The sequence below is a fragment of the Promicromonospora soli genome, from assembly GCF_014653785.1.
GTDB lineage: Bacteria > Actinomycetota > Actinomycetes > Actinomycetales > Cellulomonadaceae > Promicromonospora > Promicromonospora soli.
This window is the reverse complement of the sequence record NZ_BNAS01000006.1, coordinates 63151-80983: the sequence shown is the minus strand read 5'-3', so window position 1 is coordinate 80983 and position 17833 is coordinate 63151. Positions and strand designations below refer to the sequence as shown.

Genomic DNA, 17833 nt, shown 5'->3' with positions numbered 1-17833 from the left:
CCGCGCCACGTGCGTAAATAGGGACCATGCGAGGAGCGATCATTCATGGAACCAGGGACGTCCGCTTCGAGGAGCGGGCCGAACCCGTCATCGTGGAGCCCACCGACGCCGTCATCCGTACCGTCGCCGCCTGTGTCTGCGGCTCGGACCTGTGGCGCTACCGCGGAATTTCGCAGGTCCAGCGGCCGACGCCGATCGGGCACGAGTACGTCGGCGTCGTCGAGCAGGTCGGTGACGCCGTCACGACCGTCAAGCCCGGCGACTTCGTGGTCGGCGGATTCCTGCACAGCGACAACACCTGCGCCGTCTGCCGCAAGGGCATGCAGGCCAACTGCCTGCACGGCGGCGGCTTCGACGGTTGCCAGGCCGAGAAGATCCGGATCCCGAACGCCGACGGCACCCTGCTCGCCACGCCCGGCGAGCCGGACGCCGACCTGATCCCGAGCCTGCTGAGCCTGTCCGACGTGATGTGCACCGGCTGGCACGCGGCGGTCTCGGCCGGCGTCAGCCCCGGGTCGAGCGTCGTGGTGGTGGGCGACGGCGCCGTCGGGCTGAGCGGCGTGCTGGCCGCGGCGCAGCTCGGCGCCACGACGATCATCGCCATGAGCCGGCACGAGCCGCGCCAGATCGTGGCGAAGGAGTTCGGCGCCACCCACATCGTCGCGGAGCGCGGCGAGGAGGGCCTCGCCCAGGTGCTGGACCTGACCGAGGGCATCGGCGCGGACGCCGTGCTGGAGTGCGTCGGCACCGAGGAGGCCAGGGCCCAGTCGGTGCAGCTGGTCCGCCCCGGCGGCATCATCGGCCTGGTCGGCGTCCCGCACGGAGACCTACCCACCGACACGCTCTTCTGGGGGAACAAGGGCATCCGAGGCGGCATCGCTCCGGTCCGCGCCTACCTGCCGCACCTGCTGGACCTGGTGTGGAAGCGCGAGATCGACCCCGGGAAGGTCTTCGACCTCACCCTTCCGCTGTCCGAGGTGGCCGAGGCCTACCGCGCGATGGACGAGCGGCGCGCGATCAAGGTGCTGCTGCAGAACTAACGGCGGCCGGTGCCGGGAGGCGAGGTCTGAGCGGGCGCGACGCCGGGGACCATGATGGTGGCCATGGTGCCGCCGCGGCTGCGGTTCTCAATGGTCACCGTGCCGTGCAGCTCGGAGACGATTGCCTGGACGATCGTGAGCCCGAGCCCCCGACCGTCCTGCGACCGAAGGTCCGGAGAGCGGCCGAAGGGCTCGAAGACCCGGGCGCGCAGCTCCTCGTCCAGGCCGGGGCCGTGGTCGGTCACCCAGATCACGACCCGGCCGTCACTCCCGCCGGCACGGAGCTCGATGTCACCGGCTCCGTGCCGGACCGCGTTGTCGACGAGGTTGCTCAGCGCACGTTCGAACCGCCCGGCATGCGCGCGGACGACGGGACGACCGTCGCACCGGACGACGATCCTGCGGCCCTCCTGCCCAGCGCGTGCCGAGTAGCGGGCGGCCGACGTCTTCAGCAGCGACCGGACGTCGACGTCGGTCTGATCCTGTGGGGACCGACCGTGCTGCGCCGAGGCGAGGAGGAGCAGATCGTCGGAGAGCCTCGTCAGACGGTCGACCTCCTCGCCCGCTGATCTCAGGGCTGCGACGAGCTCGTCAGTGGGACGTGGCTGGGCGAGTGCGAGGTCGATCTCGAGCTTCAGCAGTGCGAGCGGCGTGCGCAGCTCGTGGCTTGCCTCAGCGACGAAGCGGCGCTCGCGCTGCAGCCCGGTGTCGAGGCGATCGAGCATCTCGTTCAGCGTCAGCCCGAGCCGGCGGATCTCGTCGTGTGCCGCGGGCAGCGGCAGGCGTTCGCCCGCGCTGTGTGCGGAGATGGCCTCGGCGTGCCTCCGCATCCGTTCCATCGGCCGCAGTGCGGTCCCGGCGGCCAGATAGCCGGCGGCCGAGGCGAGCAGGAGAGCCAGCGGCCCGCCGATCAGCAGCTGGGTGCGCACGCCCCACAGTGCCTCGTCCAGGTCCTCCCTCGAGGTGCCGACCACCAGGACCTGATCCCCGTCGCGCCGGAGCAGCAGGATCGCTGCCTCCCCTTCGTCTCCCTCCTCCCCCTCGTCCTCCAGGAGTCGCACCGGATGCTCGACCTCCACGTCCTCGCCGATGTCCTCGCCCGTGCCCTCGCCCGGCGCGGGCACCGGCAGGTCCCCGGTCGTGACGGGCCCGCTCAGCTGCGGCGACGAGGCCACGAGGGTCCCATCGGGGGTCAGGACCTGGGCGAAGAACTCGCCCGTCATGGCCTCGATCGCGGCGCGACGCCCCGGCTCGGGGAGGTCTGCGAGCGCGTCCATCTGCGCGTCGAGGGATACCCGCGCCTGGTCGTGGAGCGTCGCCTCGACGCGGTAGTAGACGAACAGGCCCAGCCCCACGAAGGCGATCGTGGCTGCGGCGGTGAAGACCGCCACGACCCGAAGGCGCAGGGGCAGCCGCGGCCTCATCGACGTCCGTCCCTGAGGCGATACCCGATGCCCCGCACCGTCTCGAGCGTTCGCCGCCCGAACGGGCGGTCGATCTTCTCCCGCAGGTAGCGCACATACACGTCGATGACGTTCGACCGGGGCTCGTAGGCCATGTCCCAAGCGTGCTCCAGGAGCTGGTCGCGGGTGAGCACCTGATCGGGCCGCCGCATGAACGTCTCGAGAAGGCTGAACTCCTTGGCCGACAGCGGAACCTCCCGCTCACCACGCCACACCCGCCGCGTCGCCGGGTCCATCGTCAGGTCCCCGACCGTCAGGACGGTCGGACGAACCACGGGCCCTCGACGCGCCAGCGCCCGGATCCGGGCGAGCAGCTCCTCCAGCGAGAACGGTTTGACCAGGTAGTCGTCCGCTCCGGTGTCGAGCCCCCGGATGCGGTCCTCCACGGCACTGCGCGCCGTGACCATGAGCACCGGCACCCAGACCCGCGCGGCACGGAGCCGCCGGCAGACCTCGAAGCCGTCGATCCCGGGCAGCGCGACGTCCAGCAGCACGACGTCGAAGTCCCCAGCCGTGGCGATCTCGGACGCGACCTCACCTGTCGGGGCGACCTCGACGGTGTTGCCCCGCTCGGACAGGCCACGCTGGAGCAGACGTGCCATCTTCGGCTCGTCCTCCACGACGAGGATGCGCATCTCTCTCATCGTAGGCGTGCAGGTGAGAGCAGCATGAGAGCAGGCTCGACGACGCGTCGCACGGATCTCCCGAAACTCATCCTCTGCTCATCTGGCGTGCCTACCTTGGTGATGACAGGTAGGAACGTGAGGACGGAGAAGGCCATGGCACTGCGGAACACGAAGAAGCGGATCGCTGTCGGCCTGGGCGTGCTGGCTGCGGTCGGTGTGTCGGGAGCCGGGGTGGCGATCGCTTCGGGCGACGACGACGCCTCGGACACCGCGATCACCGGCTCCAGCCTCGCCCGTGCCACCGAGGCGGCGCTGGCTGAGACAGGCGGCGGGCGGGTGACCGGGACCGAGGTGGACGACGAGGAGAGCAAGTACGAGGTCGAGGTGACCCTCGGCGACGGCCGCCAGGTGGACGTCCAGCTCGACGAGGACTTCCGCGTGGTCGAGACCGAGTCGGAACACACGGAAGGTGACGACGGATGAGACCCGTCGGGCGACCGTTGCGCTGGGGCCTGGTGGCGGTCGGGACGCTCGTCCTGGCCGCCGGCTGCGGGCAGGGCTACGGCGGCCAGGGCGACGACGGGCGGTACGACGGCGGACCGGGTGAGCAGCAGACCGGAGCCGAGTCGGACCTCCCGCAGTCCAGCGAGCCGGCCGACCTGGACCCGGCGGACCTCACCACCGAGATCGACAACGAGTACTGGCCGATGGAGCCGGGGACGCAGTGGGTCTACCGGGAGACGGATGAGGAGGGTCAGGAGCTACGCGTGGTCGTGACCGTCACGAGCGAGACGAACAAGCTCGCCAACGGGGTCACGGCACGCGTCGTCCGGGACACCGTCACTCAGGACGGCGAGGTCGTGGAGGACACCTTCGACTGGTACGCCCAGGACTCCGACGGGACCATCTGGTACCTCGGTGAGGATACCGCCGAGTTCGACGACGGCCGGGTCACGACGACCGCCGGCTCCTTCGAGGCGGGGAAGGACGGCGCCCTTGCGGGGGTCATCATGCCGGCCGAACCTGCTGTCGGGATGGCGTACCGGCAGGAGTATCTCAAGGGCGAGGCGGAGGACAACGGCGAGGTGCTCAGTCTCGACGAGCAGGCCGAGGTCCCGGCCGGGCACTACGACCGGGCGCTGCTGACCAAGGACACGATCACCATCGAGCCCGACGTGCTGGAGTACAAGCTGTATGCCCCCGGCGTCGGCCCGGTGCTCGCCCTCGGCATCTCGGGCGGCGGCGGCCGTGAGGAACTGGTCGAGGTCCGCACCGTGTCCGAGGAGACGACCCGGGCGGCCGGCGTCACCCCGCTCGGCGAGCGGTACTGAGCGAGGAGCACGCCTGACCCGCTGCTACGCACCGGGCGCGATCCACGGTCCCGTGCCCTCCGACTGGTCGACCACGCCGTCCTCCAGCCAGCGCACCCGGCCGTCCATCACGGCCCGGGCCAGATGGGTGTCGGTCCGGTCCGTGGAGTCGCCGAGCCTGCGGAAGGTCTCTTCCACCCGCTGGCGGGACTGCTCGCAGAAGGCGTCGGCGAGGCGGACGGCGTCGGCGCCCGTCGTCGGGTCCTGGCGGCGCATCGCCTCGGCTCGGGTGCAGACTGCCGACATGGCGAACAGCTCGGCGCCGATGTCGACGATGCGACCGAGCAGCACCTGCTTGCGGTCGAGGCGCGCCTGCCAGCGGGCCATCGCGTAGAAGGTCCGCCTGGCGAGCGTCCGGGAGGACCGCTCCACGAAACGCAGGTGCCGCGCCAGCCGCCCGAACTCGCCATAGGCACCCGGCCGCAAGCCCTGGCCCGCCACGAGCGTCGGCAGCCACCGCGCGTAGAACCCGCTCGCGCCGACCGCCGCGCGGGCCTTGGCGCGCAGGTCGGCCTCACGCGAGGCGAGCTCGCCGGCGGCATCCAGGTGCAGGTCGACCGCCTCGCGGGCGATCAGCAGCCGCATGATCTCCGACGACCCCTCGAAGATCCGGTTGATCCGCATGTCCCTCAGCAGCTGCTCGGCGGGCACCGCCCGCTCGCCCCGGGCGGCGAGGGAGTCCGCCGTCTCGAAGCCCCGGCCGCCGCGCATCTGGACCAGCTCGTCGGCGACGCGGTACCCCATCTCGCTGGACCACAGCTTGGCCAGGGCCGCCTCGATCCGGACGTCCTTCTGCCCGGCGTCGGCGAGCGCGGCGGAGAGCTCGAACACCGACTCGAGGGCGAACGCCGTCGCCGCGATGAACGCGAGCTTCGAGCCGACGGCCTCGTGCTCCCCGATGGGCCGGCCCCACTGGATCCGCTCGGTCGACCACTGGCGGGCGATGCCCAGCGACCACTTGCCGGCCCCGGCACAGATCGCGGGGATGGAGAGCCGGCCGGTGTTGAGCGTGGTCAGCGCGATCTTCAGGCCCTGGCCCTCGCGGCCGAGCCGGTTCGCGACCGGCACCCGCACCTGGCGGAACCGGGTGACCCCGTTCTCCATCCCGCGCAGCCCCATGAACTTGTTCCGGTGCTCGACGGTGATCCCGGGGCTGTCGGCCTCGACCACGAACGCGCTGATGCCCCCACGGCCGCCGTCGTGCGGCGGCACCGCGGCCATGACGACCAGCAGCTCGGCGATCGGGCCGTTCGTCGTCCAGAGCTTGGTGCCGTCCAGTACGTACGCCGAGCCGTCGTCGGTCGGCGTCGCGGTCGCGCCCATCCGGGCCGGGTCGGAGCCGACGTCGGGCTCCGTGAGCAGGAAGGCCGAGACGGCGCCGGCGGCGCACCTCGGCAGGTACTCCTGCTGCTGCTCCGGTGTGCCGAACATCCGCACGGGCTCGGGCACCCCGATCGACTGGTGGGCCGAGAGCAGCGCCCCCAGGGTCGGGTGCACGGTGCTGATCAGCATCAACGCCCGGCCGTAGTCCACGAGCGACAGCCCCAGGCCGCCGAACTCGCGCGGGATCTTCATGCCGAAGGCGCCGATCCGGCGCAGGGCCGCCATGGTGTCGTCGGAGACGTGGTCCTCGCGCTCGATCCGGGACCCGTCGATCGTCCCGCAGACCTCCTGCAGCGCCTCGAGGAACTCCGTGCCCCGCTTCGCGACCTCCGGATCCGGCACGGGATACGGATGGATCAGCCCGAGGTCGAACGAGCCGAGATAGAGACCCTTGGCGAAGCTCGGGCGGGTCCACTCCGTCTCTCGGGCTTCTTCGGCGACCGCACGGGCCTTGCGCTCACCCGGTGTCGAGGACTGGTGCACGGCGTCGACGCTCATGACGGACCTCCCGGTGGGCCAGCACGGACCGGGACTACAGCTCGCTTCGTTGCGACCCCCTGCGCTGGCGACTCTCGACATGGTAGGCACGCGGTCAGACCTCCGGCCACCCACGGCAGCCGTCGTCGCTCGTGGGCCCGCAACGCGACCTCTTTACCGCGTGGGTGGCGCGCCGGCGTCGAGCGCGCCGCGGACCTCGCGCACGATGCGCGCCATCGCCTCCTCGGCGGCGTCCGCGTCGCCGGTGGCGACGGCGCTCGCGACCGCCTCGTGCGCGTCGAGTGCTACGGGCTCGGGATAGGCCGGCATGAGGCCGAGGTGGGTGCGCCCGGAGATGACGACGGCGACGACGTCGGCGAGCGCGCTGAACAGCTCGTTGCCGCTGGACCGCATGAGGAGCTCGTGCATGCGGATGTCGAGGGCCAGGAACTCCTCGCCGTCGCCCTCCCCCGCCTCGCCCAGCTTGCGCATCTGTCGGGCGATCCCGACGAGCTCGTCGCGGACGGCCGCCGTCGCCCCGCGCGCGGCACAGGCCGCGGCGAGCGGCTCGACCGCCTGGCGCAGCTCGGTCAGCGAGCGCAGCTGCGACGCGCGCCCCGGGCCGTCCAGCCGCCACGCGATCACCTTGGGGTCGAGCACGTTCCATGCGTCGTGCGGAAGCACGACGATCCCGACCCGTGGGCCGGAACGCACGAGCCCGAGCCCTTCGAGCAGGCGCATCGCCTCGCGCGCGACCGTGCGGGAGACCCCGAACTCGGCGCCTATGCCGTCGAGGGTCAGTGCCGCGCCTGCCGGTAGCTCACCAGCCGTGATCCGCCGGCCCAGGGCGTCGAGAACGGGGCCGTGCAGCACGGGGGGCATCTGCCCAGCCTACTTTGTGCCCATGGGTGGGCGACGGGTCGGCGACGGGTCGGGCAGGCGATCGGCTCCACCATTGGTGACATTAATCACCGCGCAATGATGTTATCAATGAGCGAGGATGGGTGCATGGACACAGACGTCACCGAGACAGCGATGTACTCGACCAAGACAAGTAGCGGGAAACCAAGCACAGGGACGGACCGTAGGCCCCGGGCCATCGTCGTCATGGGTGTGGCCGGGTCGGGCAAGACGACCGTCGCGGCGCTCCTGGCCGGCCGGCTCGGAGCGTCGTTCGCGGAGGGCGACGACTTCCACTCGCCGGCGAACGTCGCCAAGATGGCGGCGGGACACCCCCTGGACGACGACGACCGCTGGCCGTGGCTGCGCGGGATCCGGGACTGGTTCGCCAAGGAGCTCAACGAGGGGCGCAGCGCGGTAGTCCCGTGCAGCGCGCTCAGGCGCAGCTACCGCGACCTGCTGCGGACGGCGGGCGACGTGCAGTTCGTCCACCTCACCGGTTCGCGCGAGCTGCTGAGCGAACGCATCCAGGGGCGCGCCGGGCACTTCATGAAGCCCGAGATGCTCGACAGCCAGCTCGCCGCACTCGAGCCGCTGCAGGACGACGAGCCGGGGTTCGCCGTCGACGTCACGCCCCGGCCGGACCAGATCGTCGACGAGGCGCTGCACCTGCTCGGCCGGCCGGACACCGACGACGCGGCCGGCACCCCCGCGCCCACCACTGACCTCACCTCAGAGCCCGAGGACCGTTGATGTTCCACTCCGCACTGCTTCCGCTCGCCGCCGACGCCGGCCCGGCCGCCTCGACCCCGCAGCTCGTCCTCGCGGCGCTGATCGGCATCTTCGTCATCGTCGGGCTCATCGTGTGGCTCAAGATGCACCCGTTCCTGGCCCTCGTGCTCGGGTCGGGCGTCCTCGCGATCATCGCCGGGACGGGCCTCACCGACGCGTTCACCAGCTTCTCCACGGGCCTCGGGACCACCGTCGCCGGCGTCGGCGTGCTCATCGCGCTCGGCGCGATCATCGGCAAGCTGCTGATCGACTCGGGCGGGGCCGACCGCATCGTCGACACGATCCTCGACAAGACTCCGGTGAAGCGGCTGCCCTGGGCCATGGCGCTCATCGCGTTCGTGATCGGCATCCCCCTGTTCTTCGAGGTGGGCGTCGTGCTGCTCATCCCCGTGGTGATGATCGTGGCGCGCCGCATGCGCGTGAACCCGATCCTCGTCGGTATCCCGGCGCTCGCGGGCCTCTCGGCACTGCACGGCCTGGTGCCGCCGCACCCGGGACCGCTGCTCGCCATCGACGCCCTCGGCGCGGACCTGGGCCTCACGCTCGGCCTCGGGCTGCTCGTCGCGGTCCCGACCGTGATCGTCTCCGGACCGCTCCTCGCCATCCCGCTCACGCGCTGGGTGCGGCTCGCGCCACCCGTGAGCGTCCTGGGCGTGTCCGACGCCACGGCTGGCACGGCGGGCGGCGACGCGGCCGGCGACGGCGGCAGGGCCGGCGACGGCGGCTCCCTGCCGAACGCGACCGCCGGGCTGCGCAAGCCCTCGTTCGGCGTCTCGGTGCTGGTCGTGCTGCTGCCCGTGATCCTCATGCTCGCGCGGTCCCTGGTCGAGATCGCGGGCGCCACCGAGACGGGCTACGGGACGGTGCTGGAGTTCCTCGGCACACCGCTCGTGGCCCTCCTCATCACGTCGCTGTTCGCGCTGGTCGCCTTCGGCACCGCCGTCGGCCGCACGCGCCAGCAGCTCGGCGACCTGGTCGGCTCCTCGTTCGCGCCGATCGCCGGGATCCTGCTCATCGTCGGCGCGGGCGGCGGCTTCAAGCAGACGCTCGTGGACTCCGGCGTCGGCGAGGTGATCGCGTCGGGGATCGCCGACGCCGGCATCACGCCGCTCCTGGCGGGCTGGATCGTGGCCGCGCTCATCCGCATCGCCACCGGATCGGCCACCGTCGCGACGATCACCGCCGCAGGCATCATGGCGCCGCTGGCCGCCGGCCTCGACCCCACCCAGGCCGCGCTGCTCGTCCTCGCCATCGGCGCGGGCTCGGTGTTCCTCTCCCACGTGAACGACGCCGGGTTCTGGCTCGTCAAGGAGTACTTCGGGATGACCGTCGGCCAGACGTTCAAGACCTGGTCGCTCATGGAGTCGGTCCTGTCGGTGGTCGCACTCCTGGTGGTGCTGGTCCTCGGGGCCTTCATCTAGCGGACGCCGCCGCGCTAGCTCAGGGGGCGGCTACCAGTCGGAGCAGGAGGCGGGCGAGCTGGAACCGGGCACGGCCGGGCAGCGAACGCGGGTCATAGCCCAGCTCGTTCGTCAGGGCTTCGTGGCGGGCCTGCAGCGTCGAGTGGTGCATGCCGAGCGCTGTCGCGGCGGCGCGCACGCTCTCGGCGGCGGCGAGCTCGTCGAGCACGGCGCGGGCCCGCGCGTCGAGCCGCGCGAGCGCGACGACGTCCGGCTGCTGCGCGGCGACTTGTTCCATCGCGCTGACGGCGGCGAGCACCACGCCGAGGTCGGCGGCGTCCACGACCGAGCTGTTGTCGGGCAGCAGCCTCAGCGCCAGGACCGCGGTCCGGAACGACTCCGGGAGCTCGTCCGCGCGCCGGGGCACACCCACACCGGCGGGGCCGGAGATCTTCTCGTCCGCCCCGAGCACCACTGCACGCAGCAAGCCATAGGGGGTCGCCACGACCGTCGACGGCGCGACGTCGACGGCGACCTCGTGGGACAACGGGAGCGCCGCGATCCTGAGGTCTCGCGACGGACTGAGCCGGAGCCTCGAGAGCGCGACCCGGCGCTCCTCGGCGTCCCGCTTGGCGTCGATCGCCGTCTCGAGGGCGCTTGCCGCCTCGCCAGGACGGCGCGCCCCGACCAGGTCGACAGCGAGCGCCAGCCGCTCGACGATCATGTCGTCGTTCGCGTGGCGCGGTCCTTCGCGCTCGAGCCATACGTTTCCGTCGGTGATCGAGCGCGCGGGCCAGTGCCGCTGGATCTCGCCGTCCGTGGCGGCGTCGTCCGTCCGGCGGTCGCCGTCGGGCCCGACACGGTGGGTCCGCCGTCCGACGGACGCACCGGCGACCGTCCCGCTGAGCACGGCCGCTCCGCGCACCAGCGCCTGGACCCCCACGCCGCCCGCGACGAGCGCGTCGAAGTACGCCACTACCTTTAGGGTCTCGCTGGCTTCGGGGTCCAGTGCGGTCAGGCGGCCCACGAGTTCTTGCATTGTTCGCTCCATCGCGCGTGTCCCTCAACCCTAGCGGGACGACGGTGCGGCCCGGCAGCCACTCGGCTCCCGGGCCGCGGCGCACCACGCCGAGACCGTCAGTCGCCGAGCACGCGTGCCACCCAGGAGTCGCGCGCCGCGACCATCGCCTGTGCGATGGCGGTGTGCGGCGCCATCATGTCGAAGCCGTGGAACCCGCCCGGCCAGACGTGCAGCTCGGCCTGCACGCCGGCCTGCCACAGCGCCGTGGCGTAGGCGACGTCCTCGTCACGGAACACCTCTGCGCTTCCGCAGTCGATGAACGCGGGCGGCAGCCCGGACAGGTCGGTGGCCCGCGCCGGAGCGGCGTACACCGAGACGTCGGCGGTTCCCCGGCGGTCGCCCAGGAGGGCCGACCACCCGGTGATGTTCGACGTGCGGTCCCACACCCCGACGCCGTCGATCTGGGCCGTGGAGATCGTCTGGTCACGGTCGTCGAGCATCGGGTAGATGAGCACCTGTCCCGCGAGGGCCGGGCCGCCCTCGTCGCGGGCCAGCATGGCGGTGCCGGCTGCGAGTCCGCCGCCGGCACTGGCGCCGGCGATGATGAGCCGGTCGGGGTCTATGCCCAGCTCGTCGGCGTGCTCCGCGGTCCACACGAGGCCGGCGTAGCAGTCGCGCACGGGGAAGGGGTCGGGGAACTCGGGCGCGAGGCGGTACTCCACGGTGACGACCACGGCGTCGAACTCCGTGATCCAGCGCAGGAAGTGCTGCAGCCCGACGAACCGGTCACCCAGGATCATCCCGCCGCCGTGCGTGTGGAAGACACCCGGCCCGATCCCGGTCCGCCCCTGGCGGCTCAGCACGCTCACCTGGATCTCGTCGCCGTCGTGCCCGGGGATGGTCACGTCCCGGCGCGCGATCCCCGCCTCCGCGAGGACGTCGTCCACGCTCAGGTCGAAGGGGGACGCGCCCTGGCGGAGCAGCGGGATCATCTCGGGCGTGATGCTCGGTGGCAGCTGGTCGCCCAGCAGCGCGAGAGTGGCCTCGAGCTCGGGGTCGAAGGGCGGCCTCTTCAGGGTGTCTGCCATGAGAACTCCTTTGTTCCACGGTGATCTCCATGGTGATTTCCACGGTGACGTAGAGCATCAGTCTGAGGCCGTGGGCACCGCGATGACATCCGCCGAACGAGGCACTCTCGGCGCGGGTCACCCGCCATCCGGCGGGCCTCGCTGGTCGTGATTCGGTGGTCGAGCTTGTCGAGACCTGAGTCCCGACAAGCTCGACCACCGCGGGGCCAGATACGTCAGCCGCAGGTCACCGCCGGGTAGTCGTGCTCACTGGCGACGCCGGCGGCCGTCACGGTGACGGAGCCGGCGGCCAGCGCCGACGTGCGCGAGGGGAACGTCTGGCTCCAGGTCCGGCCCGGCGCCAGGTCCTCGACCTGCCGCTTCCCGAGCACGCCGTCGACCCGCACGTCGAGCGGCACGTCCGAGACGTTCCGCGTGCTGACCACGAGCAGGGCGCGCGGCCCGCTGCACGCGGTCCTGACGGTCACCTCGGCGCGCCGCGGCGCGGCGAGCGGCGAGACCGTGATCCGGTCGACGACCGGTGCCCACCGCGACCGCAGCGGGAAGTCGGGCCAGACGTCCGAGGCGTAGGTGGTGCCGTCGAAGTTCGGCGCCTCCTGCGAGCTCAGGGTGATCGTGTTCTCGCCCTCGTCGAGGTCGAGCACAACGGTCTTCTCCCAGAAGTTGTTCTCGTGGAACGAGTGCGGGAAGAGCACCGGCGTCGACGCACCGTCGTTCACCGACACGTCCGCCCGGCGGGCGATCGGATCGGGGTTGTAGTGCGACGCGGGCGACTGCTCCGGGTTCGAGTACCGCAGGACCACGGCGTGGGGACCCGCCTGTGCGGCGGCAACCCGGAACGTCAGGGTGCTGCCGTTGCCCGGCTCGCCCCCGACGTCCGTCACGGCCTTGCCGCCCTCGGCGAGCGACAGCTCGGCCACCGTCGCGGAACCCGCGAGCTCGGCGTCCTCGGCCTGGTACTCGGTTGCCGCGAGCGCCCCGCTCCCCGGGGTCGTCGTGAGCCGGTCGACGACGACGCCGCCGGCGCCGCCTGTGACTACCACCTTGTTCACCCCTCCGGACAGGTGCGCGGCCACCTCCTGGGTCTCCGCGAGGTCGACGACATCGGAGCGGTTGACCGAGAGCGTCCCGCTGCCGTCCCCGAGCAGGTCGACGGCGAGCGTCGCCTCGGCGGAGCGCGCGCCGTAGACCCAGAACGTGGCGGTCTCGCCCTCGGCCAGCTCGACGCCGCCGGCGCCCGAGACCTCGGACGCGTCGACCCCGTCCGGTGCCTCGTACAGTGCCCGTCCGCCGTCGAGCGTGGCGAGCTCCGCCTCGTACACGGACGTCTCCGCGTCCGGGCTCGGCAGGGCCAGGGTGATGCGGTCGACGATCGTGTCGCCCTGGGTGGCACCGGTGCCGTCGAGGCTCCGCGCCGCGAGCGAGATCGTGTGCGTCCCGGCCGTCAGCTCGACTTCTGTGTCGGCGTGGTCCCAGACCACCCACTTGTAGGCGAGCGGCAGGTGCACCTCCTGCTCGGCACCCCCGTCGACCCGCAGGAACACGTTCGTCGGGCCCTGGTCCTGCACCAGCCCGTACGTGTTGAGGCTGTTCGCGAAGACCGAGAGGTCGTACGTGCCGTCCTCCGGCACCGTGACCTCGAAGTCCAGGACGCCGTCGGAGCCGGTGCGCAGGCCGCCGACGTTGTACCCGCCGGACGTGTAGAACTTGCTCACGTCGCGCGGCGAACCTTCCGGGCCGTTCTTCGTGTAGCCCGAGCCGGTGTACTCGGCGTCCTCGGCCTCGTAGCTGCCCTCCCACGCGGTGGGGGTGGCCGTCGTGGAGCCGCCGGCGCCCGCGGGCGTCACGACGATCTCGTAGGCCGACGACTCGCGCAGCCGCGGGAGGGTCTTGCCGTCGAACTCGACAGCGACCTTCCCGTCGGTGACGGGCAGCGTCAGCTCGGCGAGGTGGCGCGGCTGGGCGGAGTCTCCGAGCTGGCCGGTCCAGGGGATCTCGCGCACCGTGGCGCGCACCTCGGTGCCGAACACGTCGGCCGGCACGTTGACGAGCTCGACCGGCGCGGCGCCGTCGGCCCCGCCGACGATGGTGCGCGACATCGCGCGCTCGGCGTCCAGGGTGGAGACGCCCTGCAGCGTGTAGTTCTGCCCCGGGAACGGCGGTGTGACCTCGACGGTGTTCCCGCTCATCTGGGCGTACGCGTTGAACAGCCACCACTGCCCGTTGCCGCGGTCGGACTGGACGGCGGAGTCGGACAGGTTACCGTCGATGTTCCAGTACGCGATGTCGGCGTCGACCTTCGAGTCCTCGATGGCCGAGATCCACTGGATCATCTGGCCGGGCACCGAGGTGTGGTAGTTGAACGCGTACTCGTTGATGTTGATCGGCAGCTCGGTGCCCTCGTGCTCGGTGCCGGCGAAGACGTCGGCCTCCCAGCGGCGGTAGGTCGCCACGGACTCGCGGATCTTCTCCGGGTGGGACAGCTCGTGCCAGGTGATGACCTCCGGGACGGTCCCGGCGTCGACCGTGTGCTGGAGGAAGCCCTGCACCTGGCTGTACAGGATGCTGGTGTTCGGTCCCGCGATGCGCGCCTCGGGCATCCGGTCCTTGATGACCGCGTAGGCGCGGTCCCAGGCGGCGAAGTAGTCCGTCGGGTCGTCGAGCCACGACGTGCGGTCGTAGCTCCACTGGCCGGTGCCGAACATGTTGCCCTCGGGCTCGTTGAACGGGACGAAGACGACGTTGTCCTGGTACTCCGCCGGGAGCTCGAGCACCTGGTCCACCTGGGTCGCGATCTTCCCCAGGAAAGTGTCGAGCTTCTCCTCGCCAGTAGCGCCCGGCCACTCGTACGGGAAGCCGCGGTGGATGTCGGTCATGTAGACGTAGACGTCACCGTCGGTGGCGTCGGCGAGCGGCCGGACGACCTCGAGCGCGTCGGCCCCGGGGTGCTGGGGCCCGTCCTGGGCCTTCGTCGAGACGGTCCGGATGCCCATCCCCTCGATGAGGTTGTCGCTCGGGAGCCCGTCGCCGTAGAGCCCGTAGAGAGTTCCGGACGCGCCGCCCATGAACTCGCCGGTGTCGGTGCCGAGGTCCACCTTCAGCTCGCCCCGGTGCACCGTCACGGTAGTGGTGACCGGCGTCCCGCCGGCATCGCCTGCGACCGTGAAGGTCCCCGTCGACCCGTACTGCGCGGGGTCGACCGCATCCCACGTCACCGGCACGTCGCGGTCGTAGCCGTCGGTGAAGGACGCGCGGACGGCGGCGCGCAGCTCTGGCGCCACACCCACCGTCGTGCGCACCTCGAACGCGTCGTCGGAAAGCCCGGTCACGGTCGGCACGTCGGCCCCGACCAGCTCGGCGACCTGAGCCCCGGTCAGCGCACCGCGGTAGATGCGGAAGTCGTCGACCGCGCCGTCGAGCAGCGGGTCCGGCCAGAAAGACCTACCGATGTAGCCCGCGGACGCCGCGGTCGCCGTGAGCAGCTGGCCCGCCGAGATGGTCGTGGGGGCCGACGCGACGACGACGCCGTCGAGGTAGGTGGTGAGCCGGTCCGCCGTGGTGTCGAGCGTGGTGGTCAGCGTGACCCAGTCGCCTGCCTTGAGCGGGCCGTAGCCCGTCACCTGCGCCTCGGCGGAGCCCCCGCCGTTCGTCGTCACGGCGGTGCGGAGCCTGCCGTCGCTGTTGGACGGCGTCGCGAACAGGTAGCGCGTCGTGTTGGTGCCCAGGTCGAAGATCCGCTGCCACGCGCCGCCCACGCCGTCCCAGCGGGCCCGCGCCGAGACGGTGAGGTCCGTCGCTCCCTCGAGCGCACCGCGCGGGATCGTCACGTAGCCGCCGCCCGAACCGCCGGGCAGGTCGAGCGCGGTGCTCCCGCCCTCGGCGTCGACCAGGCTCGTGGCGCCGGAGATCGTGCCGTTCAGCCCGTTGCCCGACGAGTCGGGGACCGTCGACCCCGCGACGTCGTCCATCGTGTAGTGCAGGTCAGGTGCGGGCAGGTCTTGCGCGGCGGCCGGCGCGGCGAGCGCCGCGCCCGCCGTGCCGCCGGCCAGGGCCAGCGTCGCGAGGACCGCGATGGCGGTCCGCCGCGGTCTACGCGGTGAAGGTGTCGTGCTCATCATTGAGTTGCCTTCCTTGTGGGGTGGAACCGGGTCGTGGGTGGGCTGGTGCATGGGGGTGCGAACCTGTTCGACGCGCTCGCGTCGTGGGGATGAACACGCGCATCGTCGACGGGCCGCGCTCGGCCCAGCGGTGGTAGGGCACGAGCTGCAGGTCCAGCGCGGCAGGCCCGCCGTCGTCGGGCCCGGCACCGCCGCGGGTTGCGGGACCGCCGGCCCCTCCGGCGCCGGAGGCGAACGGCGGCGTTCCCGACCCGCCCGCCGGCAGGGCGACCGGACGAGCGCGGACGACGGCGCCGTCGCCCTGCGTTCGGGGCACCACATCGGGGTCGAGCCGCACCTGGTCGAGCGCGACGCCGTCGGGCAGGTCCACCGACTCCAGCGCGAGCACGAGCGGGCCGCGCTCCACGGCGACGGTCCCGCGCACGGCATCGACCCGCGGGTCCGGCCAGGTGAGGCGCGGGGTGACCGGCAGGTCGAGCGATACGACGGCGCCCGCCGCGAGCGCGGCCGTCCCGACCGTCACCCACCCCGGTCGGACGGCGATGGTCGTGCCGTCCGCGCCGGTGAGCTCTGCGCCGTCGGCCCAGTGCGGCACGCGCAGGCGCAGGGTCACGGGCTGCTCCGGGGCGGCGATGACCTCGACCTGGACGCGGCCGTCGTGCGGGTACCCGGTGGTGACCCGCAGCGCGAGCGCTCCGCCGTCGAGCACCACCTTCAGGTCGCCCGCGGCGTACTGGGCGAGCGTCACGACGGCTCCGGCGTCCCCGGAACCGTCGGGCGCCTCCTCGACGAACGCCGCGTACGCCTGCCACGAGGCCAGGGTGCGCGCGACGTTCGTAGGGCAGCACGACACGTCGAACCACGGCGCCCGGACGCCGCCCTCGGCGCGGGGGTTGACGGCGTCGGGCCGCACGTCCGCGCCGGGCTCGCGCTGCTGCAGCGGGTTGGCGTAGAAGAACGCGCGCCCGTCCGTGCGGGGCGAGGTGGCGACGACGTTGTAGAGGGTGCGCTCGATGAGGTCGGCGTAGCGGACCTCGCCCGTGGCCAGCAGCAGGCGCCAGGAGACCATGACCGACGCGACGCCCGCGCACGTCTCGCAGTACGCGCGGTCGGGCGGCAGCTCCCAGTCGTCGCCGAAGCCCTCGTCCTGGTGCCGCGAACCCATGCCGCCGGTGAGGTAGGTGCGGCGCTCCACCGAGCGGGTCCACTGCCGCTCGACCGCCGCGCGCAGGTCGTCGTCGTGCGTGTCCACCGCGACGTCGACCGCCCCGGCCGCGAGGTACAGGGCGCGCACGGCATGGCCGCGCCAGACGTCGGCGTCGCGCACCGGCACGTCGTCCTGGAAGTAGGCAGGGCTGAGCAGCGCGATCGGCGCGAGGGTGCCGCGGCCGCGCCGCTCGACGAAGAGCCGCGCCTGCTCCGTGTACCGCGGCTCGTCGAGAGCGCGGCCGAGCTCGGCGAGGCCGACCTCGATCTCGGGGTGCCCGCAGATGCCCGCCTGCCCGCGGTCGGCACCGAACTCGCGGCAGACGTGCTCGGCGGCGCGGCGGGCGACCTCGACCAGGGCGTCCCCGCCCGCCGCCCGCCCGACGGTCCGCACGCGGGCCACCGCCGCCTGCAGCAGGTGGCCCGTGCAGTACAGCTCGTGGCCGGTCGAGAGGTCGGTGTACCGGCCGGCCTGCCCGGCATGGCCGAAGCACGTGTTCAGGTAGCCGTCCTCGTCCTGCGCGGCCGAGATGCGGTCGACCACCTTGTTCAGCAGCGCGTCGATCGCTGGGTCGCCCGTGCGCCCGTACTCCCAGGCCAGCGCCTCGAGCAGCTTGTACACCTCGGAGTCGGAGAACTGCCAGCCCGGCCGGTCCCCACCGGTGGCGCCCTCGGCGACGCGGTCGAAGTTCCCCAGCCAGCCGAGCTGCTCCATCCAGTCGAGGCAGTGCCGCAGCGTGGCCTCCGCGTTCGTCTCCTGGAGCGCACCCCAGAAGCCGCCGTCGAGCCGCAGCTCGCCGACGCCGAGCCCGCGGCGCGGGCCAGGCGGGGCGACGGGACGCGCCCGCGCCTCCCGCTGCGGGGACGCGTCGGAGCGCGTCGAGGGGTGATGTGTCACAGGGTTCCTTTGCCTCTCAGTTCTTCGGCGGCAGTCGCTGACGGCGGTCCG

Annotated in this window: 13 protein-coding genes; 5 read left to right on the top strand and 8 right to left on the bottom strand. The window is 72.3% G+C overall.

Annotated elements, in window-relative coordinates:
- Positions 1–26: 26 nt before the first annotated feature.
- Positions 27–1040, top strand: a complete 1014-nt coding sequence (locus tag IE250_RS18585) for a zinc-dependent alcohol dehydrogenase family protein (protein WP_189670800.1) — start codon at positions 27–29, stop codon at positions 1038–1040.
- Here the strand turns inward: IE250_RS18585 and IE250_RS18580 are convergent.
- Positions 1037–2464 (bottom strand): sensor histidine kinase, encoded by a 1428-nt coding sequence (locus IE250_RS18580; RefSeq protein WP_189670799.1) that lies wholly within the window; start codon positions 2462–2464, stop codon positions 1037–1039. The genes IE250_RS18585 and IE250_RS18580 overlap by 4 nt on opposite strands.
- Positions 2461–3138 (bottom strand): response regulator transcription factor, encoded by a 678-nt coding sequence (locus IE250_RS18575; protein WP_194632772.1) that lies wholly within the window; start codon positions 3136–3138, stop codon positions 2461–2463. Before IE250_RS18575 ends, IE250_RS18580 begins: the two co-directional genes overlap by 4 nt.
- Positions 3139–3282: 144 nt before the next feature.
- Here IE250_RS18575 and IE250_RS18570 point away from each other — a divergent pair, with 144 nt between their 5' ends.
- Positions 3283–3612 (top strand): PepSY domain-containing protein, encoded by a 330-nt coding sequence (locus tag IE250_RS18570; protein ID WP_189670797.1) that lies wholly within the window; start codon positions 3283–3285, stop codon positions 3610–3612.
- Entirely contained in the window at positions 3609–4460 is an 852-nt protein-coding gene (locus IE250_RS18565) for a hypothetical protein (RefSeq protein ID WP_229872582.1), read from the top strand. The genes IE250_RS18570 and IE250_RS18565 overlap by 4 nt, the downstream gene beginning before the upstream one ends.
- Before the next feature lie 24 nt (positions 4461–4484).
- On the opposite strand, the gene IE250_RS18560 is transcribed toward IE250_RS18565, so the two are convergent.
- Both IE250_RS18560 and IE250_RS18555 read right to left on the bottom strand, forming a co-directional pair.
- Positions 4485–6380 carry an acyl-CoA dehydrogenase family protein gene (locus IE250_RS18560; protein WP_189670796.1) on the bottom strand — a complete coding sequence of 632 codons (1896 nt, stop codon included), beginning with the start codon at positions 6378–6380 and terminating at the stop codon, positions 4485–4487.
- A 153-nt stretch (positions 6381–6533) separates the two neighbouring features.
- The gene (locus tag IE250_RS18555) at positions 6534–7241 is read right to left on the bottom strand and encodes a FadR/GntR family transcriptional regulator (RefSeq protein ID WP_189670795.1); all 708 of its coding nucleotides are present in this window, start codon (positions 7239–7241) and stop codon (positions 6534–6536) included.
- Positions 7242–7367: 126 nt separating this feature from the next.
- Here IE250_RS18555 and IE250_RS18550 point away from each other — a divergent pair, with 126 nt between their 5' ends.
- Both IE250_RS18550 and IE250_RS18545 read left to right on the top strand, forming a co-directional pair.
- Positions 7368–8012 carry a gluconokinase gene (locus IE250_RS18550; protein ID WP_229872581.1) on the top strand — a complete coding sequence of 215 codons (645 nt, stop codon included), beginning with the start codon at positions 7368–7370 and terminating at the stop codon, positions 8010–8012.
- Positions 8012–9472 (top strand): GntT/GntP/DsdX family permease, encoded by a 1461-nt coding sequence (locus tag IE250_RS18545; protein WP_189670794.1) that lies wholly within the window; start codon positions 8012–8014, stop codon positions 9470–9472. The genes IE250_RS18550 and IE250_RS18545 overlap by 1 nt, the downstream gene beginning before the upstream one ends.
- 19 nt (positions 9473–9491) lie before the next feature.
- Here the strand turns inward: IE250_RS18545 and IE250_RS18540 are convergent, their stop codons facing one another.
- The 4 genes from IE250_RS18540 to IE250_RS18525 all read right to left on the bottom strand — a co-directional run bounded on the left by IE250_RS18540 (position 9492) and on the right by IE250_RS18525 (position 17782).
- A complete protein-coding gene (locus IE250_RS18540; protein WP_189670793.1) occupies positions 9492–10490 on the bottom strand; it encodes a hypothetical protein in 999 nt (332 codons plus the stop codon).
- Between the two features lie 98 nt (positions 10491–10588).
- Positions 10589–11560: an alpha/beta hydrolase gene (locus IE250_RS18535; RefSeq protein WP_189670792.1), complete on the bottom strand. Its 972-nt coding sequence runs from the start codon at positions 11558–11560 to the stop codon at positions 10589–10591.
- 215 nt (positions 11561–11775) lie between these two features.
- A complete protein-coding gene (locus IE250_RS18530; RefSeq protein ID WP_189670791.1) occupies positions 11776–15675 on the bottom strand; it encodes a LamG-like jellyroll fold domain-containing protein in 3900 nt (1299 codons plus the stop codon).
- Positions 15650–17782, bottom strand: coding sequence for a glycoside hydrolase family 127 protein (locus IE250_RS18525; protein WP_189670790.1), 2133 nt, complete (start codon positions 17780–17782; stop codon positions 15650–15652). Before IE250_RS18525 ends, IE250_RS18530 begins: the two co-directional genes overlap by 26 nt.
- Between the last annotated feature and the right edge of the window lie 51 nt (positions 17783–17833).

Coding starts and splice junctions, on each gene's coding strand:
- IE250_RS18555 (WP_189670795.1), bottom strand. CDS start 7,241: ATGCCCCCCGTGCTGCACGGCCCCGTTCTCGACGCCCTGGGCCGGCGG.
- IE250_RS18530 (WP_189670791.1), bottom strand. CDS start 15,675: ATGAGCACGACACCTTCACCGCGTAGACCGCGGCGGACCGCCATCGCG.
- IE250_RS18540 (WP_189670793.1), bottom strand. CDS start 10,490: ATGCAAGAACTCGTGGGCCGCCTGACCGCACTGGACCCCGAAGCCAGC.
- IE250_RS18560 (WP_189670796.1), bottom strand. CDS start 6,380: ATGAGCGTCGACGCCGTGCACCAGTCCTCGACACCGGGTGAGCGCAAG.
- IE250_RS18565 (WP_229872582.1), top strand. CDS start 3,609: ATGAGACCCGTCGGGCGACCGTTGCGCTGGGGCCTGGTGGCGGTCGGG.
- IE250_RS18580 (WP_189670799.1), bottom strand. CDS start 2,464: ATGAGGCCGCGGCTGCCCCTGCGCCTTCGGGTCGTGGCGGTCTTCACC.
- IE250_RS18535 (WP_189670792.1), bottom strand. CDS start 11,560: ATGGCAGACACCCTGAAGAGGCCGCCCTTCGACCCCGAGCTCGAGGCC.
- IE250_RS18570 (WP_189670797.1), top strand. CDS start 3,283: ATGGCACTGCGGAACACGAAGAAGCGGATCGCTGTCGGCCTGGGCGTG.
- IE250_RS18585 (WP_189670800.1), top strand. CDS start 27: ATGCGAGGAGCGATCATTCATGGAACCAGGGACGTCCGCTTCGAGGAG.
- IE250_RS18545 (WP_189670794.1), top strand. CDS start 8,012: ATGTTCCACTCCGCACTGCTTCCGCTCGCCGCCGACGCCGGCCCGGCC.
- IE250_RS18550 (WP_229872581.1), top strand. CDS start 7,368: ATGGACACAGACGTCACCGAGACAGCGATGTACTCGACCAAGACAAGT.
- IE250_RS18575 (WP_194632772.1), bottom strand. CDS start 3,138: ATGCGCATCCTCGTCGTGGAGGACGAGCCGAAGATGGCACGTCTGCTC.